Genomic DNA, 19,787 nt, shown 5'->3' on the forward strand with positions numbered 1-19,787 from the left:
CCCTTCGTGTATATGATTAGTTAGCCTGTAATGCACTTGTGATTTTCACTAAAGATTTTTTCGCTCCTGGAACATTTCCTTTGATTAATAATAGATTACGCTCTGTATCTACATTAACAACCTCAAGGTTCTTGATTGTGATTTGACCGCCACCCATTTGTCCAGGTAACTTCTTACCTTTAAAGACACGTGCTGGGTCTGCAGCTGCACCCATTGAACCTGCACTTCTGTGGAAATGTGAACCATGGGATGATGGACCACGTTGTTGATTGTGGCGTTTAATAGCCCCTTGGAAACCTTTCCCTTTAGAAGTTCCGGTTACATCAATTTTGTCGCCAGTTTGAAAAACATCTACGCTAATTTCTTGACCAGTTTCATATTCATCAAGATTTGCGTCACGGAATTCACGAACGTAGCGCTTAGGGGCTGTGTTTGCTTTTTCAGCATGGCCTTTTTCCGCCTTATTTGTACGTGATTGTTTTTCATCAGCAAAGCCAATTTGTAGTGCTTCATAGCCATCATTTTCTAATGTACGCTTTTGTAAAACTACGTTTGGTTCAGCTTGAATAACTGTCACTGGTACTAATTCTCCATCTTCAGAGAAAAGCTGAGTCATGCCGATTTTACGACCTAAGATTCCTTTCGTCATCCGTTACACCTCCTATAATAACTCATTATTTTTATAATTTAATTTCAATATCCACACCAGATGGTAAATCGAGACGCATTAGCGAATCTACTGTTTGTGGAGTTGGGTTAACAATATCGATTAAGCGTTTATGTGTACGCATTTCGAATTGCTCACGAGCATCCTTGTATTTGTGCACCGCACGCAATACAGTATAAACAGATCTTTCAGTAGGCAACGGAATTGGTCCTGATACGTTTGCTCCAGAACGTTTCGCTGTATCTACAATCTTCTCAGCTGATTGATCTAAAATGCGATGATCATAAGCCTTCAAACGAATTCTAATCTTTTCTTTTGCCATAATTTTCCCTCCTTTTCGCCCATATTATTATAGACATTCTCCGTGAAAATTTCTTAACATCCCGCCATGGCAAAGGGGCCGGGTGTGTCAACAACCTTTCACATCATCGCCTTAAAATGACCAACATTTATATTATATAGAAAAACGTTAGTCAATGCAACCCTATTTCATAATTTACTATGTGATTGCACAACTATGTATTATACTGACTATACCTAGTGATTGCAAGAGATAGAGTGATATTTTTTGTTGGGAAAATTGAACAGATAAAACAAAAGCTAGAAGCGCATGAAAGATACGACAAGCATAAGCAGGTCGAGTAGTGTGGGCGCCTTTACGACACGGAGTCCAACAGCTTATGTCTCGAGGGTTTAGGTGCCGGCCGACGAAAACGCCACATCCTTGAAAAAAGAGTTCCCTTTTTTATCGTACCTGTTTCGCTGTCGAAGTCTTCCTTGTCCTGTACGTCGGATCTGGATGCGGCTTACATAGTTAATAAATTGCTCACAGGCTCCTAATTTTATAATTTCATTAACAATAAAAAACAGATAGCGTCGTCACGCTATCTGTTTTGAGTAAAACTATTATTTTTGAATTGATGTTACAACACCAGATCCAACAGTACGTCCGCCTTCACGGATTGAGAAACGAGTACCGTCTTCGATAGCGATTTTTGAGATTAGTTCAACATCCATTTCAATATTATCACCAGGCATTACCATTTCAACGCCTTCTGGTAATTGAATAACACCAGTTACGTCAGTTGTACGGAAATAGAACTGCGGACGGTAGTTAGCGAAAAATGGAGTGTGACGTCCACCTTCTTCTTTTGATAATACATAAACTTCTGCTTTGAAGTTAGTATGTGGAGTAATAGAACCAGGCTTTGCTAGTACTTGACCACGGTTGATATCTTCACGAGAAACCCCACGAAGAAGTGCACCAATGTTATCTCCAGCTTCTGCATAATCAAGAAGCTTACGGAACATTTCAACACCAGTTACTGTAGTCTTAGAAGCATCTTCAGCAAGACCGATGATTTCTACATCGTCTCCAACTTTGATTTCTCCACGCTCAACACGTCCTGTAGCAACAGTACCACGGCCAGTGATTGAGAATACGTCCTCAATTGGCATCATGAATGGCTTGTCGTTGTCACGTTCTGGAGTTGGGATGTAGTCATCAACTGCAGCCATAAGTTCAACGATTTTTTCTTCATATTCTGCATCGCCTTCTAGAGCTTTAAGTGCAGAACCTTTAACAACTGGTACATCATCACCAGGGAAGTCGTATTCAGTTAATAGATCGCGAACTTCCATTTCTACTAATTCAAGTAGTTCTTCATCATCTACCATGTCTGTTTTGTTAAGGAATACAACGATTGAAGGTACTCCAACGTTACGAGACAATAGGATGTGCTCACGAGTTTGTGGCATTGGGCCATCTGCAGCAGATACTACTAGAATAGCGCCGTCCATTTGTGCAGCACCAGTGATCATGTTTTTAACATAGTCAGCGTGACCTGGGCAGTCAACGTGTGCATAGTGACGAGAATCAGTTTCATATTCAACGTGAGATGTAGCGATTGTAATACCGCGTTCTTTCTCTTCAGGTGCACCATCAATTTGGTCATACGCCATTGCGCTACCTTTACCAGATTTCTTGTGCATTACTGAAGTAATTGCAGCAGTTAAAGTAGTTTTACCATGGTCAACGTGTCCAATTGTACCAATATTCACGTGACTTTTTGAGCGATCGAACTTTTCTTTAGCCATTTATAGTTCCTCCTTAAATAAGTAAAAGTGTTTTTTTAATTATTATGTTCAGCTAAGAAATAATGCGTTGACCATTTCTTAGCCTTCATAAAAGTTATACTTTAGTATCAGGAAAAAATCAATTATTCACCTGAGTTTTTCTTGATTATTTCTTCTGAAATACTCTTAGGTACTTCTTCATAATGGTCGAAGTGCATGGTGTACTGTCCACGTCCTTGCGTGTTTGAACGCAATGCAGTCGCATAACCAAACATTTCTGAAAGTGGAACAAACGCTTTGATAACCTGTGCAGGTCCGCGTGCTTCCATACCTTCAACACGTCCACGACGAGAAGTTACATCTCCCATGATATCACCCATGTATTCTTCTGGAATTACAATTTCAACTCTTTCAAGTGGTTCAAGTAGAACCGGTTTACATTTATTCTTAGCTGCTTTCAATGCCATTGAACCAGCGATTTTAAATGCCATCTCATTCGAGTCAACGTCATGATAACTACCATCATAAAGAGTTGCTTTTAAATCTATTAGTGGGTAACCAGCTAACACACCATTTTCTGTTGCTTCTTTAATACCAGCTTCAACAGATCCGATATATTCACGTGGTACTGAACCACCAACAATTTTGTTTACAAATTCAAAGCCAGCGCCTTCTTCGTTTGGTTCAAATTTAACCCAAACATGACCATATTGTCCACGACCACCAGACTGACGTACGAATTTACCTTCAACTTCAGCGGAACCGCGGAATGTTTCACGATACGCAACTTGTGGCGCACCAACGTTTGCTTCCACTTTAAATTCACGCTTTAAGCGATCAACAATGATGTCAAGGTGAAGCTCACCCATGCCAGAAATAATCGTTTGACCTGTTTCTGGGTTTGTTTCTGTTTTAAATGTTGGATCTTCTTCTGCTAGTTTACCTAATGCAATAGCCATTTTATCCTGGTCGGCTTTTGTTTTAGGTTCAATAGCTACAGAAATTACTGGGTCAGGGAATTCCATTGACTCAAGAATTACTAATTCTTTTTCATCACATAGTGTATCCCCTGTAGAAGTATCTTTTAAACCTACCGCAGCTGCAATTTCACCGGAATAAACTCTTGAAATTTCTTCACGGGAGTTTGCATGCATTTGTAGAATACGTCCTACACGTTCACGCTTATCTTTTACTGAGTTTTTAACATATGAACCAGAATCTAAAGTACCAGAATATACGCGGAAGAATGTTAATTTACCAACGTATGGGTCTGTCATTACTTTAAATGCTAGTGCAGAGAATGGTGCACTATCATCTGATGGGCGAGCTACTTTTTCTTCTGTACCTGGGACTATACCTTCGATTGGAGGTACATCCGTTGGTGCTGGAAGATAATCAATAACACCATCAATAACTAATTGAACACCTTTGTTTTTAAACGCTGAACCTGCAAATATTGGATAAAATTCAACATTTAATGTTGCTTGACGAATTGCTTTCTTAAGTTCTTCGTTAGAGACTTCCTCTCCTTCTAGATACTTTATCATCAGCTCTTCATCTAATTCAGATACAGCTTCGACTAAGCCTGCACGCAGTTCTTCAGCTTTGTCCTTATAATCTGCAGGTATTTCACGTGCTTCAGCTCGTGTACCTAAGTCATCTTCATAGTAATATGCTTGCATAGTAACAAGGTCAATAATACCTTCGAATTCATCTTCAGCACCAATTGGTAGCTGAACTGGGTGTGCATTAGCTCCCAAGCGATCTTTCAATGTTTGTGTAGAATACAAAAAGTCTGCACCGATTTTATCCATTTTGTTAACAAATACAACTCTAGGCACGCCATAAGTTGTCGCTTGGCGCCACACTGTTTCTGTTTGTGGTTCCACACCAGATTGTGCGTCAAGAACAGCTACCGCTCCATCAAGCACACGTAATGAACGCTCAACTTCTACTGTGAAGTCCACGTGACCGGGTGTGTCAATAATATTTATACGATGTTCCTTCCAAGAAGCAGTTGTCGCTGCAGAAGTAATTGTAATTCCGCGCTCTTGTTCCTGCTCCATCCAGTCCATCTGTGAAGCACCTTCGTGTGTTTCACCAATTTTATGAATACGTCCTGTGTAGAAAAGAATACGCTCAGTCATGGTAGTTTTACCTGCATCAATGTGTGCCATAATACCAATATTGCGTGTCTTTTCCAAGGAGAACTCTCTTGCCATGTACTCTTCTCCTTCCTGTTAAAAGCTTTAATAGTATTTTACCAACGATAGTGAGCAAACGCTTTGTTCGCTTCAGCCATCTTGTGTAGTTCTTCGCGTTTTTTAACAGATGCTCCGGTGTTGTTTGAAGCATCAAGAATTTCATTTGCAAGACGCTCTTCCATTGTCTTTTCACCGCGCAAGCGTGAATAGTTAACGATATAACGTAATCCTAATGCTTGACGACGTTCTGGGCGTACTTCCATTGGTACTTGGTAGTTAGAACCACCAACACGGCGCGCACGAACTTCAAGTACTGGCATAACGTTTTTCATTGCTTGTTCAAAAACTTCTTTAGCATCTTGTCCGCTACGTTGAGCAACTAAGTCAAATGCATTATATAGAATTTTTTGAGCAATACCTCTTTTTCCATCAACCATGATTTGGTTGATCAAACGAGTAACTAACTTTGAATTATAAAGTGGATCCGGCAAGACATCGCGTTTAGGTACTGGTCCTTTACGTGGCATATGTCCCCCTCCTTTCCTAAATATCTATCTGCGTTCAATTATTTTTTCTTTGGTCTCTTTGTTCCATATTTTGAACGTCCTTGTGAGCGTCCTTCAACACCGGCAGTGTCTAGTGCGCCACGAACAATATGATAGCGAACACCTGGTAAGTCTTTTACACGTCCACCACGGATCAATACAACACTATGTTCTTGTAGGTTGTGTCCGATTCCAGGTATATATGCAGTAACTTCCATGCTGTTTGACAAACGCACACGTGCGTATTTACGTAGTGCTGAGTTTGGTTTCTTTGGTGTCAATGTTCCAACACGAGTACAAACTCCACGCTTATGAGGTGCGTTTTGGTCTGTCATTGACTTTTTAAAGCTGTTATATCCTTTATTAAGTGCTGGAGAGTCAGACTTTTTTGGTTTGTTTACTCGGCCTTTACGTACTAATTGATTAATAGTAGGCATTTATGTTTCCTCCTTTCTAGTTAACGAAATACGTTAAGAAAATTTTAATCTAGTAACCACCTTTATGGTTGATTGTAATCCCACATGTCCGGGTGGTTCATCTTTTGGCAAAAAACAAAGCTTTCGCGAATATCGCTCCGCCAAAACTCCTATCTTTTTATAGCTGCCGTTGATGTAGCTACATCTATACCACAAGCAGTGCCTAGCTTTTCCATTGAATCAACATGCTTACAAGGTATACCAATTTGGTTAGCTAAGTCAGCAACCTTTTGTGTTATAAATTGATCAGCATCATCAGCAATAAAAACTTCACTCACATCGCCATTTTTCATAGCCTTTAGAGTTTGCTTCGTTCCAATTATTAAGCGTGATTGCCGCTGAGTTACTTTTTCATAAGACATTAGAATGTTATCCTCCAAAGCAACAAGTATAATCGGAAGCACCTTGAATATAGTATCATCCTCGTTTTTTAATGTCAACTTAAAATCAACTTTTTTTTGGTGCTTCCTATATTTTTTTACTTGTTTACTGTACTGTTTCTGTTTCTTCTGGTTCATCTATAACATCGTCTGCTACATCACTAGAAGATTTGATCTTTCGATATCGTTGCATCCCTGTTCCGGCAGGTACGAGCTTACCGATAATTACATTCTCTTTTAGTCCTAATAGCTCATCACGTTTACCTTTGATTGCTGCATCCGTTAAAACGCGTGTAGTTTCCTGGAATGAAGCGGCAGACAAGAATGAGTCTGTTTCAAGTGATGCTTTTGTAATTCCTAATAATACTGGTTTTCCTACTGCCGGTTGCTCACCATTATTTATGACAGTATAGTTAGCGTCTTTGAACTGGTGTATTTCTAATAGTGAACCAGGAAGTACATCTGTATCACCAGCATCGTGTACACGGATCTTTCTTAACATCTGGCGTACCATTACTTCTACGTGTTTATCACCGATTTCAACACCTTGCATACGGTATACACGCTGAACTTCACGTAATAAGTAATGTTGTACTCCTTCCACCCCTTTAACTCGGAGTAAATCTTTTGGATCAACAGAACCTTCTGTAAGTTCTTGACCAGCAATTACTTCATCACCAACAGCCACTTTAAATCGTGCATTGTATGGCACAGCATAAGATCTTTGTTCTACATCACCTTGGATGACAATTTCTTGTTTATCTTTCACTTCTTTAATTTCGTGAACTGTTCCAAAGATCTCACTAATAACAGCTTGCCCTTTTGGATGACGCGCTTCAAATAATTCTTGAATACGAGGTAAACCTTGTGTAATGTCATCTCCGGCAACCCCACCTGTATGGAATGTACGCATGGTTAACTGTGTACCTGGTTCACCGATGGATTGTGCAGCAATAATTCCTACTGCCTCACCAACTTCAACATCCATTCCTGTTGCAAGGTTTTTACCATAACATTTTTGACAAGCTCCATGCTTCGTATTACATGTAAACACAGAACGGATAATTACTTCTTCAACCCCAGCGTCCACTGTTTTCTTCGCTTGGTCTTCTGTAATAACCGTATTCTTCTCAACAATTACATCTTTTGTTTCTGGATGGCTAACTGTTTCAAATACGGTACGACCTATTAGTCGGTCATTTAGCGGTTCTATTACCTCTGTACCATCGGTCAGTGCTGAAACTTTTAAGCCTCGGTCTGTTCCACAATCTGCCTCGCGGATAATAACATCCTGCGCTACATCTACAAGACGTCTTGTTAGATAACCTGAGTCAGCGGTTTTCAATGCTGTATCAGCCAAACCTTTTCGAGCGCCGTGTGTGGAAATAAAGTATTCTAATACAGTAAGCCCCTCACGGAAACTTGATTTGATTGGCAGTTCAATAATTTTACCCGCTGGGTTGGCCATCAAACCACGCATTCCAGCTAACTGCGTAAAGTTAGAGGCGTTACCCCTTGCTCCAGAATCACTCATCATAAAGATTGGGTTTCTATGACTCAATGATTTCATTAGTTTATCTTGAATTACGTCCTTCGATTGAGACCAAATTGCAATAACGCGATCATAACGCTCTTCGTCTGTGATTAAGCCTCTTCTGAATTGTTTCGATACGTTATCTACTTTTATTTGAGCCTCTTCAAGTATGGCCTCTTTTTCAGCTAATACAACAATGTCAGAAACACCAACAGTCATACCTGCTTTTGTTGAATAACTAAATCCAAGATCCTTCATGCGGTCAAGCATTTTTGAAGTTTCACTAATCTTAAAGCGTTTAAAGACCTCAGCGATTACATCACCTAGGATACCTTTTTTAAACGGGTTGATAATATCGCGACTTTTAATCTCTTCTCTAATGTCTGTTCCCTTTTCAACAAAATACTTAATTGGAGTTTCAATTTCCAAATTGCTTTTCGTCGGCTCATTAATATACGGGAACGATTCAGGCAGAATTTCATTGAATATAAGCTTACCAACTGTTGTTAGCAATAGTTTATTATGTTGCTCTTCTGTAAACGTATTGTTTTTTAAGCTTGATGCTTGCACTGCAACTCTAGTGTGTAAGTGCACATAACCATTTTGGTAAGCTAGTAGTGCTTCCTCTACATCTTTAAACACACTACCTTCTCCAATTGCACCCTCTCGCTCCATAGTCAAGTAATAGTTTCCTAATACCATATCTTGTGAAGGTGTTACAACTGGTTTACCATCTTTAGGGTTTAAGATATTTTGAGCAGCAAGCATTAGGATTCTTGCTTCTGCTTGAGCTTCTTCAGATAAAGGAACGTGAACCGCCATTTGATCACCATCAAAGTCAGCGTTATATGCTGTACATACTAATGGGTGGAGGCGAATTGCCCGACCTTCAACCAGGATTGGTTCAAACGCCTGGATACCCAAACGGTGCAATGTTGGTGCACGGTTTAGTAGTACCGGGTGCTCCTTGATAACTTCTTCTAAAACATCCCATACTTCTGGATGCACGCGCTCTATTTTACGCTTTGCAGATTTAATATTATGAGCGTAGCCTTTTTCAACTAGCTCCTTCATAATAAATGGTTTGAACAGCTCTAGTGCCATTTCTTTTGGCAAGCCACATTGGTACATTTTCAGGAATGGACCAACTACGATTACAGAACGTCCAGAATAGTCTACACGTTTACCTAATAGGTTTTGACGAAAACGTCCTTGCTTCCCTTTTAGCATATGTGATAGTGATTTCAGAGGTCTATTACCAGGGCCTGTTACCGGACGACCACGTCGACCGTTATCAATTAATGCATCTACGGCTTCTTGCAGCATACGCTTTTCGTTTTGAACAATAATACTTGGTGCACCAAGATCTAATAAACGTTTTAGTCGATTATTACGATTGATAACACGACGATATAAATCATTTAAATCAGAAGTAGCAAAACGACCTCCGTCAAGTTGTACCATTGGTCTTATTTCTGGTGGTATAACAGGAAGTACATCTAAAATCATCCAAGATGTATCGTTTCCAGAATGACGAAATGCTTCTAAGACATCCAAGCGTTTAATAGCACGAGTTCTACGTTGACCTTGTGCTGTCTTAAGTTCTTCTCTTAATGCCTCAACCTCTTTTTCAAGATCGATATCTTGCAAGAGCTTGCGAATTGCTTCTGCGCCCATTTGTGCTTTAAAAGTCTTACCATACTTATCGTAATAGGCACGGTACTCCTTTTCAGATAACAGTTGTTTCTTCTCAAGAGGAGTATCACCTGTTTCTGTTACAATATAAGCTGCAAAGTAGATTACTTCTTCTAACGCACGTGGTGACATATCTAACACAAGACCCATACGACTTGGAATTCCTTTGAAATACCAAATGTGCGATACAGGAGCTGCTAATTCAAGATGCCCCATTCTTTCACGTCGAACTTTAGCTTTTGTAACTTCAACACCACAACGGTCACAAACGACACCTTTATATCGTACACGTTTATATTTCCCACAATGACATTCCCAGTCTTTTTGCGGACCAAAGATCCGTTCACAGAACAAACCATCTTTCTCTGGCTTTAATGTACGGTAGTTGATCGTTTCTGGTTTTTTTACCTCGCCGTATGACCAAGAGCGGATTTTTTCTGATGATGCTAAACCGATTTTCATATACTCAAAGTTATTTACATCTAGCAAGGGGCCTACCTCCCTTTTAGTGTCCAAATTTACCAATAGCTTTTCAGAATAACCTGATACCGCCTGTTGGCGAAAAAATATTGTACAATACGCTAACCTTTTTAAAAAGTTAGTTTTAAAGTTGTGCTATATTTATTTGAAGGGTATTGACTCTACCCGGCATTACCGGTTGAGAGCCAACCCTACTCCAATTATTCTAATGTTCCTCTACTTCTAGATTAAGCTTGCTTGCTTGTTGCGTTTCTTCTTCTTCAAGGTCACGCAATTCAATTTCTGACTCATCACTTGATAACATTTTCACGTCTAAACCTAAGCTTTGCAGTTCTTTTATAAGAACTTTAAATGACTCTGGAACGCCTGGATCTGGAAGGTTATCACCTTTAACGATTGCTTCATAAGTCTTCACACGTCCAACAATATCATCTGATTTAACAGTTAATATTTCCTGAAGTGTATATGCTGCACCGTATGCTTCAAGTGCCCAAACTTCCATCTCACCAAACCGCTGTCCACCAAATTGCGCTTTACCACCAAGTGGTTGTTGCGTAACAAGTGAATATGGTCCTGTTGAACGAGCATGTAATTTATCATCAACCATGTGTGCCAGTTTAATCATGTACATAACACCTACTGAAATGCGGTTATCAAATGGCTCTCCTGATCTTCCATCATAAAGAACTGTTTTGGCATCCCTTGGCATTCCGGCTTCTTCCAACGTATCCCATACGTCTTGTTCGGTTGCACCATCAAATACTGGTGATGCTACATGAATACCTAACTGACGCGCTGCCATACCTAAGTGCATTTCAAAAACCTGTCCAATGTTCATTCGCGATGGAACACCTAATGGATTCAACATAATATCGATTGGCGTACCATCAGGCAAGAATGGCATATCTTCTTCTGGTAAAATTTTAGAAATTACACCTTTGTTACCATGTCGGCCAGCCATCTTATCTCCTTCAGAAATCTTACGCTTCTGAACAATGTAAGCACGAACTAGCTGATTAACTCCTGGTGGTAGTTCATCACCGTCTTCTCGGTTGAAAATTTTAACATCAAGTACGATGCCCCCAGCTCCGTGTGGTACACGTAGGGATGTATCACGTACTTCACGTGCTTTTTCACCGAAAATGGCGTGTAGCAAACGTTCTTCAGCAGATAACTCGGTAACCCCTTTTGGTGTTACTTTACCTACTAAAATATCACCGTCACCAACTTCAGCACCTACACGAATAATGCCGTGTTCATTTAGGTCTTTTAGTGCTTCTTCTCCGACATTTGGTATATCTCGTGTGATTTCTTCTGGTCCAAGCTTTGTATCACGTGCTTCTGATTCATATTCTTCAATGTGAATAGATGTGTATACGTCATCTTTAACCAGTCTCTCACTCATGATTACCGCATCTTCATAGTTATAACCTTCCCATGTCATAAAGCCAACTACAACATTACGACCTAGCGCAAGTTCGCCACTTTCCATGGAAGGTCCATCAGCCAAAATTTCTCCTTTGGTAACACGGTCTCCTTCGCTGACAATCGGGCGTTGGTTATAACAAGTACCTTGGTTAGAGCGAATAAATTTTTGTAAGCGATAGCGATCTACGTCACCTTGAACTTCTTTTCCGTCTATTTCAGAAATGCGACGAACGTGTACTTCTTTCGCTTCTACTCGTTCCACAACACCTTCGTGCCTGCAAATTACCGCAGCACCTGAGTCTTTTCCAGAAACATATTCCATTCCTGTACCTACAGTAGGTGCTTCTGGTTGCATCAATGGTACTGCTTGACGTTGCATGTTCGCACCCATTAGTGCACGGTTAGAGTCATCATTCTCCAAGAAAGGAATACATGCTGTCGCTGCAGAAACAACTTGTTTTGGTGATACGTCCATATAATCAATATTTTCACGAGGTACAACTTTGTTCTCACCTCTAAAACGGGCGATAACCTCTGCGTCCTCAAAACTACCATCTTCATTTAAATGCGCATTCGCCTGCGCCACTACATAATTATCTTCCTCATCGGCTGTAAGATAATCAAATTCTGCTGTAACTTTACCGGTGTCTGGGTCAACCCTACGATATGGTGTTTCGATAAAGCCAAACTTGTTAACTTTCGCATAGCTTGATAAAGAGTTTATCAGACCAATGTTCGGTCCTTCTGGTGTCTCAATCGGACACATACGACCGTAGTGAGAGTAATGAACGTCTCGAACTTCAAATCCTGCACGTTCACGGGTTAATCCCCCGGGTCCCAATGCTGATAGACGGCGTTTGTGCGTCAGCTCACCTAATGGGTTTGTTTGGTCCATAAACTGTGAAAGCTGTGAACTGCCAAAGAACTCTTTAATAGAGGCAATTACAGGACGAATATTAATTAATTGTTGTGGTGTAATACTAGAAGTGTCTTGAATTGACATTCTTTCACGCACCACACGCTCCATACGAGATAAACCAATACGGAACTGGTTTTGCAATAATTCCCCAACTGAACGGAGTCTACGGTTGCCTAGATGGTCAATATCATCCGTTCCTCCTACCTTATGGAGTAAGTTAAAGAAGTAATTAATTGACGATAAAATATCAGCAGGCATAATATTCTTTACACCTGAATCTATTCCAGCATTACCAATAACGTTAAGCTCCCTTTCACCATTAGGATCGGTTGGGTCTATTATCTTAACGGATTGAAGACGGATCGGATCTTCTAGAACCCCTTCATTTGGCTCTAAAATTCTCTCTCCAACTTTCTCTTCATCATTTTCTAAATACGGTATAATTTTATTAAGTAATTTACGTTCTAACTTATCGCCTTTTTGTGCTAATACTTCTCCGGTTTCCGGATCCACAATTGGCTCTGCTAACACTTGATTGAACAAACGGTTTTTTATGTGTAGCTTTTTATTCATCTTATAGCGGCCAACATGAGCAAGGTCATAGCGTTTTGGATCAAAGAACCGTGAAACTAATAGACTTTTTGCATTATCAACTGTTGGTGGCTCACCAGGACGCAAGCGTTCATAGATTTCTAGTAACGCTTTATCCGTTGTTTCAGTATTATCTTTTTCCAATGTATTACGTAAATAATCGTTTTCACCTATGAGATCAATGATTTCTTGATCTGTTCCAAAACCAAGTGCACGTAACAGCACTGTAATAGGCAATTTACGTGTACGATCAATACGGACATAAGCAACGTCTTTTGCATCTGTTTCAAATTCCAACCAAGCTCCTCGATTCGGAATTACAGTTGCAGTTACGCCTCTTTTACCGTTTTTATCAATTTTTTCATTAAAATAAACACTAGGTGAACGGACAAGCTGTGAAACGATTACTCGTTCAGCCCCATTTATTACAAATGTACCTGTGTCAGTCATTAATGGGAAATCTCCCATAAATACCTCTTGCTCTTTTACTTCACCGGTTTCATTGTTAATCAAACGAACCTTCACTCGAAGCGGAGCATTGTAAGTGACATCTCTATCTTTTGATTCATCTACAGGATACTTAGGTTCTCCTAAACTATAATCGACAAATTCTAATGATAGGTTGCCTGTAAAGTCCTCAATTGGTGAAATGTCTTTAAACATTTCTTTCAAACCTTCTTCTAAAAACCATTCATACGAAGCGGTTTGAATTTCGATTAGATTTGGTAACTCTAATACTTCGCTGATACGCGCATAGCTTCTACGCTGGCGGTGCCGTCCATACTGAACTAGTTGACCTGTCAACTGCTTCACCTCTCAAATCATGCATTTTTCATAATCTAGAAAAATGGCTATTATATTTTAGAAAACATTGCTGAGATTTTAATCAGCATTTTTTCTTACATACTTAGTTAGAAAATGTTCAGTCATAAAACGCACTGAACAAACTTGTATTACTGATGTAATTACAAGTGTTACAAAAAATATCTTTGAATTAAAGAGACACGTTTCTTTCATCGGCAAAAAACAGACTAGCTAAAACCGGTGTGATGATATAAAATGAAATAGAAAAAAGGTTTTTCATTAAAAACCTTATCGTGTATTTTCTCGATTTTAACAGTGTTTCCGATCATCGATGAATTATACGTTACATATTTCATAAAACTTCCTCTTGACAAGGGAAGTCCCATGTTAGCATTTTACAATATTATCACAAGTATAAAACAAGGTCAAACATTTGTAGCCCTCAAAATAAAGTAGCCTTTGTCCCGATTGACTACTTCTGCATTCCCAAATACTTCAACTAATTTTTCTTTTGCAGATGGGGCGCCTTGCTTCTTCTGGATTACTACCCACAGTTCTCCTTGAGGTAGTAATGCCTTTTTACTTTCTTCAAACATTGAATGGACAATTTTTTTGCCAGCTCTAATGGGTGGATTCGTGATAATTGCCGCAAATAATTGATTCGATAAATTCGAGAATCTATCACTTTGAATAAATTCTGCATTATCAACTTTGTTATGCGCTGCGTTTTTTTCAGCAAATGCTATTGCACGTTCATTGATATCCGCAAATATTATTTTCCTATCTTTAAAACTATCTGCTAACGCAATTCCAATCGGACCATAACCACAACCCAGATCTAAAAAATCGCCAGTAATAGTTGGTTCTCTAAATTGTTCAATTAATAATCGGGAACCAAAATCTACCTCGTCTTTAGAAAACACACCATAATCACTGGTAAATGTATATAATTTATCTCTCAATTGATAACTCCATGTCTTGGGTGAACTTTTAGATTGGGGTTTTTGTGAAAAGTAATGCTCAGACATTTGGGCACCTACTTTATAAAGTATTAAATAGAGAAGTTATGTGATATATAGAAAGCCCGCCGGTCGGGCGAGCTCCTTTTTTATAATAAAATTACTTAACTGTTACAGATGCGCCTACTTCTTCAAGTTTACCTTTTAGTTCTTCAGCGTCTTCTTTAGAAATTCCTTCTTTAATTGCTTTTGGAGCGTTATCTACCATGTCTTTTGCGTCTTTAAGACCAAGACCAGTGATTTCGCGTACCGCTTTAACAACTTTAATTTTAGAATCTCCAGGACCTTCAAGTACAACATCAAATTCTGTTTGCTCTTCAACAACTTCTCCAGCTCCTGCACCCGCTGCCGCTACTGGTGCCGCAGCTGTTACACCAAATTCTTCTTCGATCGCTTTAACTAGATCGTTTAAATCTAAAACTGACATTTCTTTAATTGCATCAATAATTTGTTCTTTAGTCATGATTTATTTCCTCCTAATTTCGTTTTAATTTTTATATTATCGAAAACGTAAAATTGATTAATTGTATTTTACGCACCTTGTTCTTCTTTTTGTTCTGCAATAGCTTTTGTTGCATATGCAAAGTTACGCACAGGCGCTTGTAGTACGCTAAGCAACATAGAAACCATACCTTCGTAATTCGGAAGACTCGCAAGTTCTTTGATTTGTTCTATACTTGCAATTTCTCCTTCGATTACGCCACCTTTAATGGTTAACTCTTCATGGTCTTTAGCAAAATTGTTCAAAATTTTAGCTGGTGCGATTACATCATCATTACTGAATGCAATTGCAGTTGGACCAATAAGAGTTTCGGATAACTCTCCTAATTCTACAGAGTCAGCCGCACGACGTGCCATTGAATTTTTATATACTTTAAATTCAACACCTGCTTCACGAAGTTGTTTACGTAATTCAGTAACTTCCGCTACATCAAGACCACGATAATCAACTAATAAAGTAGATTGGCTATCTTTTAATTTACTTGCAATTTCTTGGACAAGTTGTTGTTTTTGCTCAATAATATTGCTGTTTGACATTGTTCCACCTCCCGTTAACGTTCATCATTATACCGGACATTAATAAAGCCTCCATGTAGACATGGAGGCTTTTATAACAAATAGCAATCAATCATTAGAATGATCTTTTGTTTATAAACACCTCGGCAGGAAATTAAGCGAATTAACGCACCTACTGTCTACGGTACAACGTATTTAATTTCATAACGCAATTCAGTATAACGAATCCTTTTTAATAAGTCAAGGATGAATTAGCCACGAACATAACTTGAAACATCTACTTTAATTCCAGGCCCCATTGTTGACGTTACAGATGCATTACGCATGTACGTACCTTTAGAAGCTTGTGGTTTTACTTTTACTAAAGCATTTGTAATTGCTTCAAAGTTTTCGATTAGTTTTTCATTATCGAAAGAGATCTTTCCAATTGGAACATGGATGTTCGCTGATTTATCAACACGATATTCAACTTTACCAGCTTTGATATCGTTAACAGCTTTCTCTACTTCGAACGTTACTGTTCCTGTTTTCGGGTTAGGCATTAGTCCTTTTGGTCCTAGTACTCGACCTAGTTTACCAACTTCACCCATCATATCTGGAGTTGCAACGATTACGTCAAATTCAAACCAACCTTGGTTGATTTTATTGATTAAATCTTGATCTCCAACATAATCAGCTCCAGCAGCTTCCGCTTCTTTCACTTTTTCACCTTTAGCAAACACTAGTACACGTAAAGTTTTACCAGTACCATGAGGTAAAACAAATGCTCCGCGAATTTGTTGATCTGCTTTCTTAGGATCTACCCCTAAACGAAACGCAGCTTCTACAGTTTCATCAAAATTTGCTTTTGACGCTTCTTTCACTAAAGAAATTGCCTCTTTAACCTCATATGCTTTTGAACGGTCAACAAGCTTTGCAGCTTCTTGAACCCTTTTACTTTTTTTAACCATTTTATTTCCTCCTCTATTGTGGTTATAGCGGTAATACCTCCCACTTATAAAAGCACAAGACTTTTATAAAGCTTACGATGACTTAGATTAAGGTTTTCCTTAATTCCTCGTCTTACACATTAACCAACGATGCTTAATGTGCATAAAGTGCGAAAAGGTTGCGAGAAATGGAATCCCACTGTCGCAACCCGCACCGTATTTAAAAACCTTAACAGGTATTAGTCTTCGATCGTAATACCCATACTGCGCGCAGTTCCTTCAACCATGCGCATCGCTGCTTCTACATCAGCGGCATTAAGATCAGGCATTTTAGTTTCCGCAATCTCTTTTACTTTATCGCGTTTAACAGTTGCGACTTTATTACGGTTTGGTTCACCTGAAGCAGTTTCAATACCAGCTGCTTTTTTCAATAAGACAGCAGCAGGCGGAGTTTTTGTAATGAATGTAAATGAACGGTCTTCAAAAACCGTGATTTCTACCGGAATAATCATACCAGCTTGGTCTTGCGTACGTGCATTAAATTCTTTACAAAATCCCATAATATTAACACCTGCTTGACCCAATGCTGGTCCTACTGGTGGTGCAGGATTAGCCTTACCTGCTGGAATTTGTAACTTCACTAATTTGATAACTTTTTTAGCCACGAGACACACCTCCTTAAAGTCCGTGATGTGGTAATAGGGGTTTCCCCTCCCACTCATATTTACCATTGCTCCTCATTGAGAGCATGAATAACAAGAGAATTTTAGCACGAATTATAAAAATATGCAAGGTTTTGTCTAGTTGTTTTACTAAACAAAGATCAACTTACAGATTAGGATAATTTTTCAATCTGGGAAAAATCCAATTCTACAGGGGTTTCTCTACCAAACATATTTACATGAACTTTTACCTTTTGTTTATCAATATCGATGTGTTCAATCGTGCCCGCAAAGTCCGTAAATGGACCATCCGTCACACGCACATTCTCTTTCAAATCAAAGTCAATTTGTACAACTGGCTCTGAAACACCCATACGTTTCAATAACGTTTCCACCTCATCAGGCCATAGTGGTGTAGGTTTTGATCCGTGTCCACTAGATCCGACAAAACCTGTCACTCCTGGCGTGTTGCGAACTACATACCATGAGTCGTCAGTCATAATCATTTCAGTTAACACGTATCCAGGGAAAAACTTTTTCTTTGTAACTTTCTTTTTACCATTTTTGATTTCCGTCTCTTCGTCTTCTGGTACAATCACACGGAAGATTTTATCTTCCATTCCCATTGTTTCGACGCGCTTTTCTAAATTCATTCTTACTTTGTTTTCATAACCAGAATACGTATGAACAACATACCAGTTTTTCTCCATTTAAACAGGACAATTGGTTGTCCTTCCCTCCCTTATATGGCACTTTAAAGCCTTATATGTAATTGATCATTTAAAAACCGAAGTTACTTTTTATACAAAGATAAAACAATATTAAAAAACCCGTTAGTCCCGGGTTTTTGTAAAAGGAAATATTATTTTCATTATAGCATAATTATACTGTAATTATTCAAAAAAAGCATTTAAAAATTGTGAAATCCCCGTATCAACGATTCCAAAATATACAGCTACGAAAGCAACTGTTGCAATTACAGTGATTGTATAACTAGTTAACTCACGACCTTTTGGCCAGCTAACTTTTTTCATTTCTCTAGATACATTTTTTAAAAACTTGAATATATTCATGCTTGTACCCCCATACTCTATCCGAATAATACATTTATTTCGTTTCGCGGTGCAACGTATGTTTCCCACATGTCTTGCAGTATTTTCGTACTTCCATTCGTATAGAATGTGTGGATACATTTTTATTTGTCGTATAATTTCTACTAGAACAGATTGCACACGCTAGTGTTATTTTATTACTCATTATACCTCACCCCATCAAGGGTTTTTCTCACTATAATGTAGCATGGTTATGTTTTTGTGTCAACGTCATGTCAAAAGCTTACTTCATTGGATTCTATTAGTTGTTCCAATTTCCGCTTCACTCGTTGTAATGCGTTATCGATCGATTTAACATGTCGTTTCAGATCGACAGAAATTTCTTGATATGACTGACCATCGAGATATAAATGCAATACCTTTTTTTCTAACTCGCTCAATAATTCCGATAATTTTTGTTCCATGTCCCCATAGTTTTCTCTGTTTACCAGTAATTCTTGTGGATCAATCGCTTTTGAGCCCGCAATAACATCAAGTAACGTTCGATCTGATTCTTCATCATAAATAGGCTTGTCCAATGAAACGTAGGAATTTAATGGAATATGCTTTTGTCTGGTTGCTGTTTTGATTGCTGTAATAATTTGACGAGTAATACACAGTTCAGCAAAAGCTTTAAAAGAAGACAGCTTGTCCCCGTCATAATCCCGTATAGCTTTATACAGCCCAATCATACCCTCTTGTATAATATCTTCCTTATCCGCACCAATTAAAAAATAAGTGCGTGCCTTAGCGCGTACGAAGTTTCTATACTTATGAATTATAAAGTCTAGTGCATGACTATTTCCTTGATGGACAAAACGTAATATTTCATCATCATCAAGCATTTTTAAGTTATCATGATCTGTCTCTATCTGCTTGACACTCACCAAGAATGACCCCCCGACTACTCTGTAGTCCATTTAGAAATATTATACAGTAAGCTTTTCATAAGAGTCAATACACCGATTCTGTAAAAAGTAGGAACTTTCTTAACTTTATAGGAACAAAAGCTCGAAGCGCCCGTTTAGCGACGTATGGGCTGGACTTATCCGCATGAGATAAAGGAAACACGAAGAGCGGTAGCGAATCGATGTTGACTTATCGTAAGGAGGATCAGGAAGCCCACTAGTCGCTGGGCGCTGGAGCTGGACGCGGCTTAAGCAGTAAATAAATTATCCACAGGCTCCTAATTTTATAATTTCCCACTAGCGTTGCATAAAATTTTTCAACAGAAGTCAAACAAATTATTTTATGCCAAAATTATGAATAA

Annotated in this window: 18 protein-coding genes and 1 other annotated feature; all 18 genes read right to left on the reverse strand. The window is 38.8% G+C overall.

Features of this window, described 5'->3' with window-relative positions; translation table 11 throughout:
• Window positions 1-16 precede the first annotated feature (16 nt).
• The 18 genes from rplC to sigH all read right to left on the reverse strand — a co-directional run bounded on the left by rplC (window position 17) and on the right by sigH (window position 19,362).
• Window positions 17-649, reverse strand: coding sequence for a 50S ribosomal protein L3 (gene rplC, locus ACFQ3N_RS12270; protein WP_390362801.1), 633 nt, complete (start codon window positions 647-649; stop codon window positions 17-19).
• Window positions 650-680: 31 nt separating this feature from the next.
• On the reverse strand, window positions 681-989 hold the full coding sequence (rpsJ, locus tag ACFQ3N_RS12275) for a 30S ribosomal protein S10 (RefSeq protein ID WP_390362802.1): 309 nt from the start codon (window positions 987-989) through the stop codon (window positions 681-683).
• 584 nt (window positions 990-1,573) lie between these two features.
• Entirely contained in the window at window positions 1,574-2,764 is a 1,191-nt protein-coding gene (gene tuf, locus ACFQ3N_RS12280; RefSeq protein ID WP_390362803.1) for an elongation factor Tu, read from the reverse strand.
• Window positions 2,765-2,886: 122 nt separating this feature from the next.
• Entirely contained in the window at window positions 2,887-4,965 is a 2,079-nt protein-coding gene (fusA, locus tag ACFQ3N_RS12285; protein ID WP_390362804.1) for an elongation factor G, read from the reverse strand.
• A 38-nt stretch (window positions 4,966-5,003) separates the two neighbouring features.
• On the reverse strand, window positions 5,004-5,474 hold the full coding sequence (gene rpsG / locus ACFQ3N_RS12290) for a 30S ribosomal protein S7 (RefSeq protein WP_390362805.1): 471 nt from the start codon (window positions 5,472-5,474) through the stop codon (window positions 5,004-5,006).
• 38 nt (window positions 5,475-5,512) lie between these two features.
• A complete protein-coding gene (gene rpsL / locus ACFQ3N_RS12295) occupies window positions 5,513-5,929 on the reverse strand; it encodes a 30S ribosomal protein S12 (RefSeq protein ID WP_390362806.1) in 417 nt (138 codons plus the stop codon).
• A 149-nt stretch (window positions 5,930-6,078) separates the two neighbouring features.
• On the reverse strand, window positions 6,079-6,486 hold the full coding sequence (locus tag ACFQ3N_RS12300; protein WP_390362808.1) for a ribosomal L7Ae/L30e/S12e/Gadd45 family protein: 408 nt from the start codon (window positions 6,484-6,486) through the stop codon (window positions 6,079-6,081).
• Window positions 6,455-10,066: a DNA-directed RNA polymerase subunit beta' gene (gene rpoC / locus ACFQ3N_RS12305; protein WP_390362809.1), complete on the reverse strand. Its 3,612-nt coding sequence runs from the start codon at window positions 10,064-10,066 to the stop codon at window positions 6,455-6,457. Before rpoC ends, ACFQ3N_RS12300 begins: the two co-directional genes overlap by 32 nt.
• A 196-nt stretch (window positions 10,067-10,262) precedes the next feature.
• Window positions 10,263-13,799, reverse strand: coding sequence for a DNA-directed RNA polymerase subunit beta (gene rpoB / locus ACFQ3N_RS12310; RefSeq protein WP_390362810.1), 3,537 nt, complete (start codon window positions 13,797-13,799; stop codon window positions 10,263-10,265).
• Between the two features lie 425 nt (window positions 13,800-14,224).
• Window positions 14,225-14,827, reverse strand: coding sequence for a class I SAM-dependent methyltransferase (locus tag ACFQ3N_RS12315; RefSeq protein WP_390362811.1), 603 nt, complete (start codon window positions 14,825-14,827; stop codon window positions 14,225-14,227).
• A 91-nt stretch (window positions 14,828-14,918) separates the two neighbouring features.
• The gene (gene rplL, locus ACFQ3N_RS12320; protein ID WP_390362813.1) at window positions 14,919-15,281 is read right to left on the reverse strand and encodes a 50S ribosomal protein L7/L12; all 363 of its coding nucleotides are present in this window, start codon (window positions 15,279-15,281) and stop codon (window positions 14,919-14,921) included.
• Between the two features lie 68 nt (window positions 15,282-15,349).
• Window positions 15,350-15,856 (reverse strand): 50S ribosomal protein L10, encoded by a 507-nt coding sequence (gene rplJ / locus ACFQ3N_RS12325; RefSeq protein WP_390362815.1) that lies wholly within the window; start codon window positions 15,854-15,856, stop codon window positions 15,350-15,352.
• Window positions 15,857-15,888: 32 nt separating this feature from the next.
• Window positions 15,889-16,038, reverse strand: a sequence feature (ribosomal protein L10 leader region).
• Between the two features lie 48 nt (window positions 16,039-16,086).
• Entirely contained in the window at window positions 16,087-16,785 is a 699-nt protein-coding gene (gene rplA, locus ACFQ3N_RS12330) for a 50S ribosomal protein L1 (protein WP_390362816.1), read from the reverse strand.
• Between the two features lie 218 nt (window positions 16,786-17,003).
• Complete coding sequence (gene rplK, locus ACFQ3N_RS12335) at window positions 17,004-17,429, reverse strand: 50S ribosomal protein L11 (RefSeq protein ID WP_019375547.1); 426 nt, start codon at window positions 17,427-17,429, stop codon at window positions 17,004-17,006.
• A 170-nt stretch (window positions 17,430-17,599) separates the two neighbouring features.
• Complete coding sequence (nusG, locus tag ACFQ3N_RS12340) at window positions 17,600-18,136, reverse strand: transcription termination/antitermination protein NusG (RefSeq protein ID WP_390362817.1); 537 nt, start codon at window positions 18,134-18,136, stop codon at window positions 17,600-17,602.
• A 183-nt stretch (window positions 18,137-18,319) separates the two neighbouring features.
• Window positions 18,320-18,499, reverse strand: a complete 180-nt coding sequence (gene secE / locus ACFQ3N_RS12345) for a preprotein translocase subunit SecE (RefSeq protein ID WP_390362819.1) — start codon at window positions 18,497-18,499, stop codon at window positions 18,320-18,322.
• A 34-nt stretch (window positions 18,500-18,533) separates the two neighbouring features.
• Window positions 18,534-18,683, reverse strand: a complete 150-nt coding sequence (gene rpmG / locus ACFQ3N_RS12350; RefSeq protein WP_390362820.1) for a 50S ribosomal protein L33 — start codon at window positions 18,681-18,683, stop codon at window positions 18,534-18,536.
• Window positions 18,684-18,753: 70 nt separating this feature from the next.
• Window positions 18,754-19,362 carry an RNA polymerase sporulation sigma factor SigH gene (sigH, locus tag ACFQ3N_RS12355; protein ID WP_390362822.1) on the reverse strand — a complete coding sequence of 203 codons (609 nt, stop codon included), beginning with the start codon at window positions 19,360-19,362 and terminating at the stop codon, window positions 18,754-18,756.
• Between the last annotated feature and the right edge of the window lie 425 nt (window positions 19,363-19,787).

The organism is Virgibacillus byunsanensis (assembly GCF_042675965.1).
In the GTDB taxonomy this organism is placed as follows: Bacteria; Bacillota; Bacilli; order Bacillales; family Amphibacillaceae; genus Virgibacillus_R; species Virgibacillus_R byunsanensis.

Excerpts from the sequence above, each read along its gene's own strand:
- rplC (WP_390362801.1), bottom strand. The coding sequence starts at position 649 with ATGACGAAAGGAATCTTAGGTCGTAAAATCGGCATGACTCAGCTTTTC.
- rpsJ (WP_390362802.1), bottom strand. The coding sequence starts at position 989 with ATGGCAAAAGAAAAGATTAGAATTCGTTTGAAGGCTTATGATCATCGC.
- tuf (WP_390362803.1), bottom strand. The coding sequence starts at position 2,764 with ATGGCTAAAGAAAAGTTCGATCGCTCAAAAAGTCACGTGAATATTGGT.
- fusA (WP_390362804.1), bottom strand. The coding sequence starts at position 4,965 with ATGGCAAGAGAGTTCTCCTTGGAAAAGACACGCAATATTGGTATTATG.
- rpsG (WP_390362805.1), bottom strand. The coding sequence starts at position 5,474 with ATGCCACGTAAAGGACCAGTACCTAAACGCGATGTCTTGCCGGATCCA.
- rpsL (WP_390362806.1), bottom strand. The coding sequence starts at position 5,929 with ATGCCTACTATTAATCAATTAGTACGTAAAGGCCGAGTAAACAAACCA.
- ACFQ3N_RS12300 (WP_390362808.1), bottom strand. The coding sequence starts at position 6,486 with ATGAACCAGAAGAAACAGAAACAGTACAGTAAACAAGTAAAAAAATAT.
- ACFQ3N_RS12315 (WP_390362811.1), bottom strand. The coding sequence starts at position 14,827 with ATGTCTGAGCATTACTTTTCACAAAAACCCCAATCTAAAAGTTCACCC.
- rplL (WP_390362813.1), bottom strand. The coding sequence starts at position 15,281 with ATGACTAAAGAACAAATTATTGATGCAATTAAAGAAATGTCAGTTTTA.
- rplJ (WP_390362815.1), bottom strand. The coding sequence starts at position 15,856 with ATGTCAAACAGCAATATTATTGAGCAAAAACAACAACTTGTCCAAGAA.
- rplA (WP_390362816.1), bottom strand. The coding sequence starts at position 16,785 with ATGGTTAAAAAAAGTAAAAGGGTTCAAGAAGCTGCAAAGCTTGTTGAC.
- nusG (WP_390362817.1), bottom strand. The coding sequence starts at position 18,136 with ATGGAGAAAAACTGGTATGTTGTTCATACGTATTCTGGTTATGAAAAC.
- secE (WP_390362819.1), bottom strand. The coding sequence starts at position 18,499 with ATGAATATATTCAAGTTTTTAAAAAATGTATCTAGAGAAATGAAAAAA.
- rpmG (WP_390362820.1), bottom strand. The coding sequence starts at position 18,683 with ATGAGTAATAAAATAACACTAGCGTGTGCAATCTGTTCTAGTAGAAAT.
- sigH (WP_390362822.1), bottom strand. The coding sequence starts at position 19,362 with ATGCTTGATGATGATGAAATATTACGTTTTGTCCATCAAGGAAATAGT.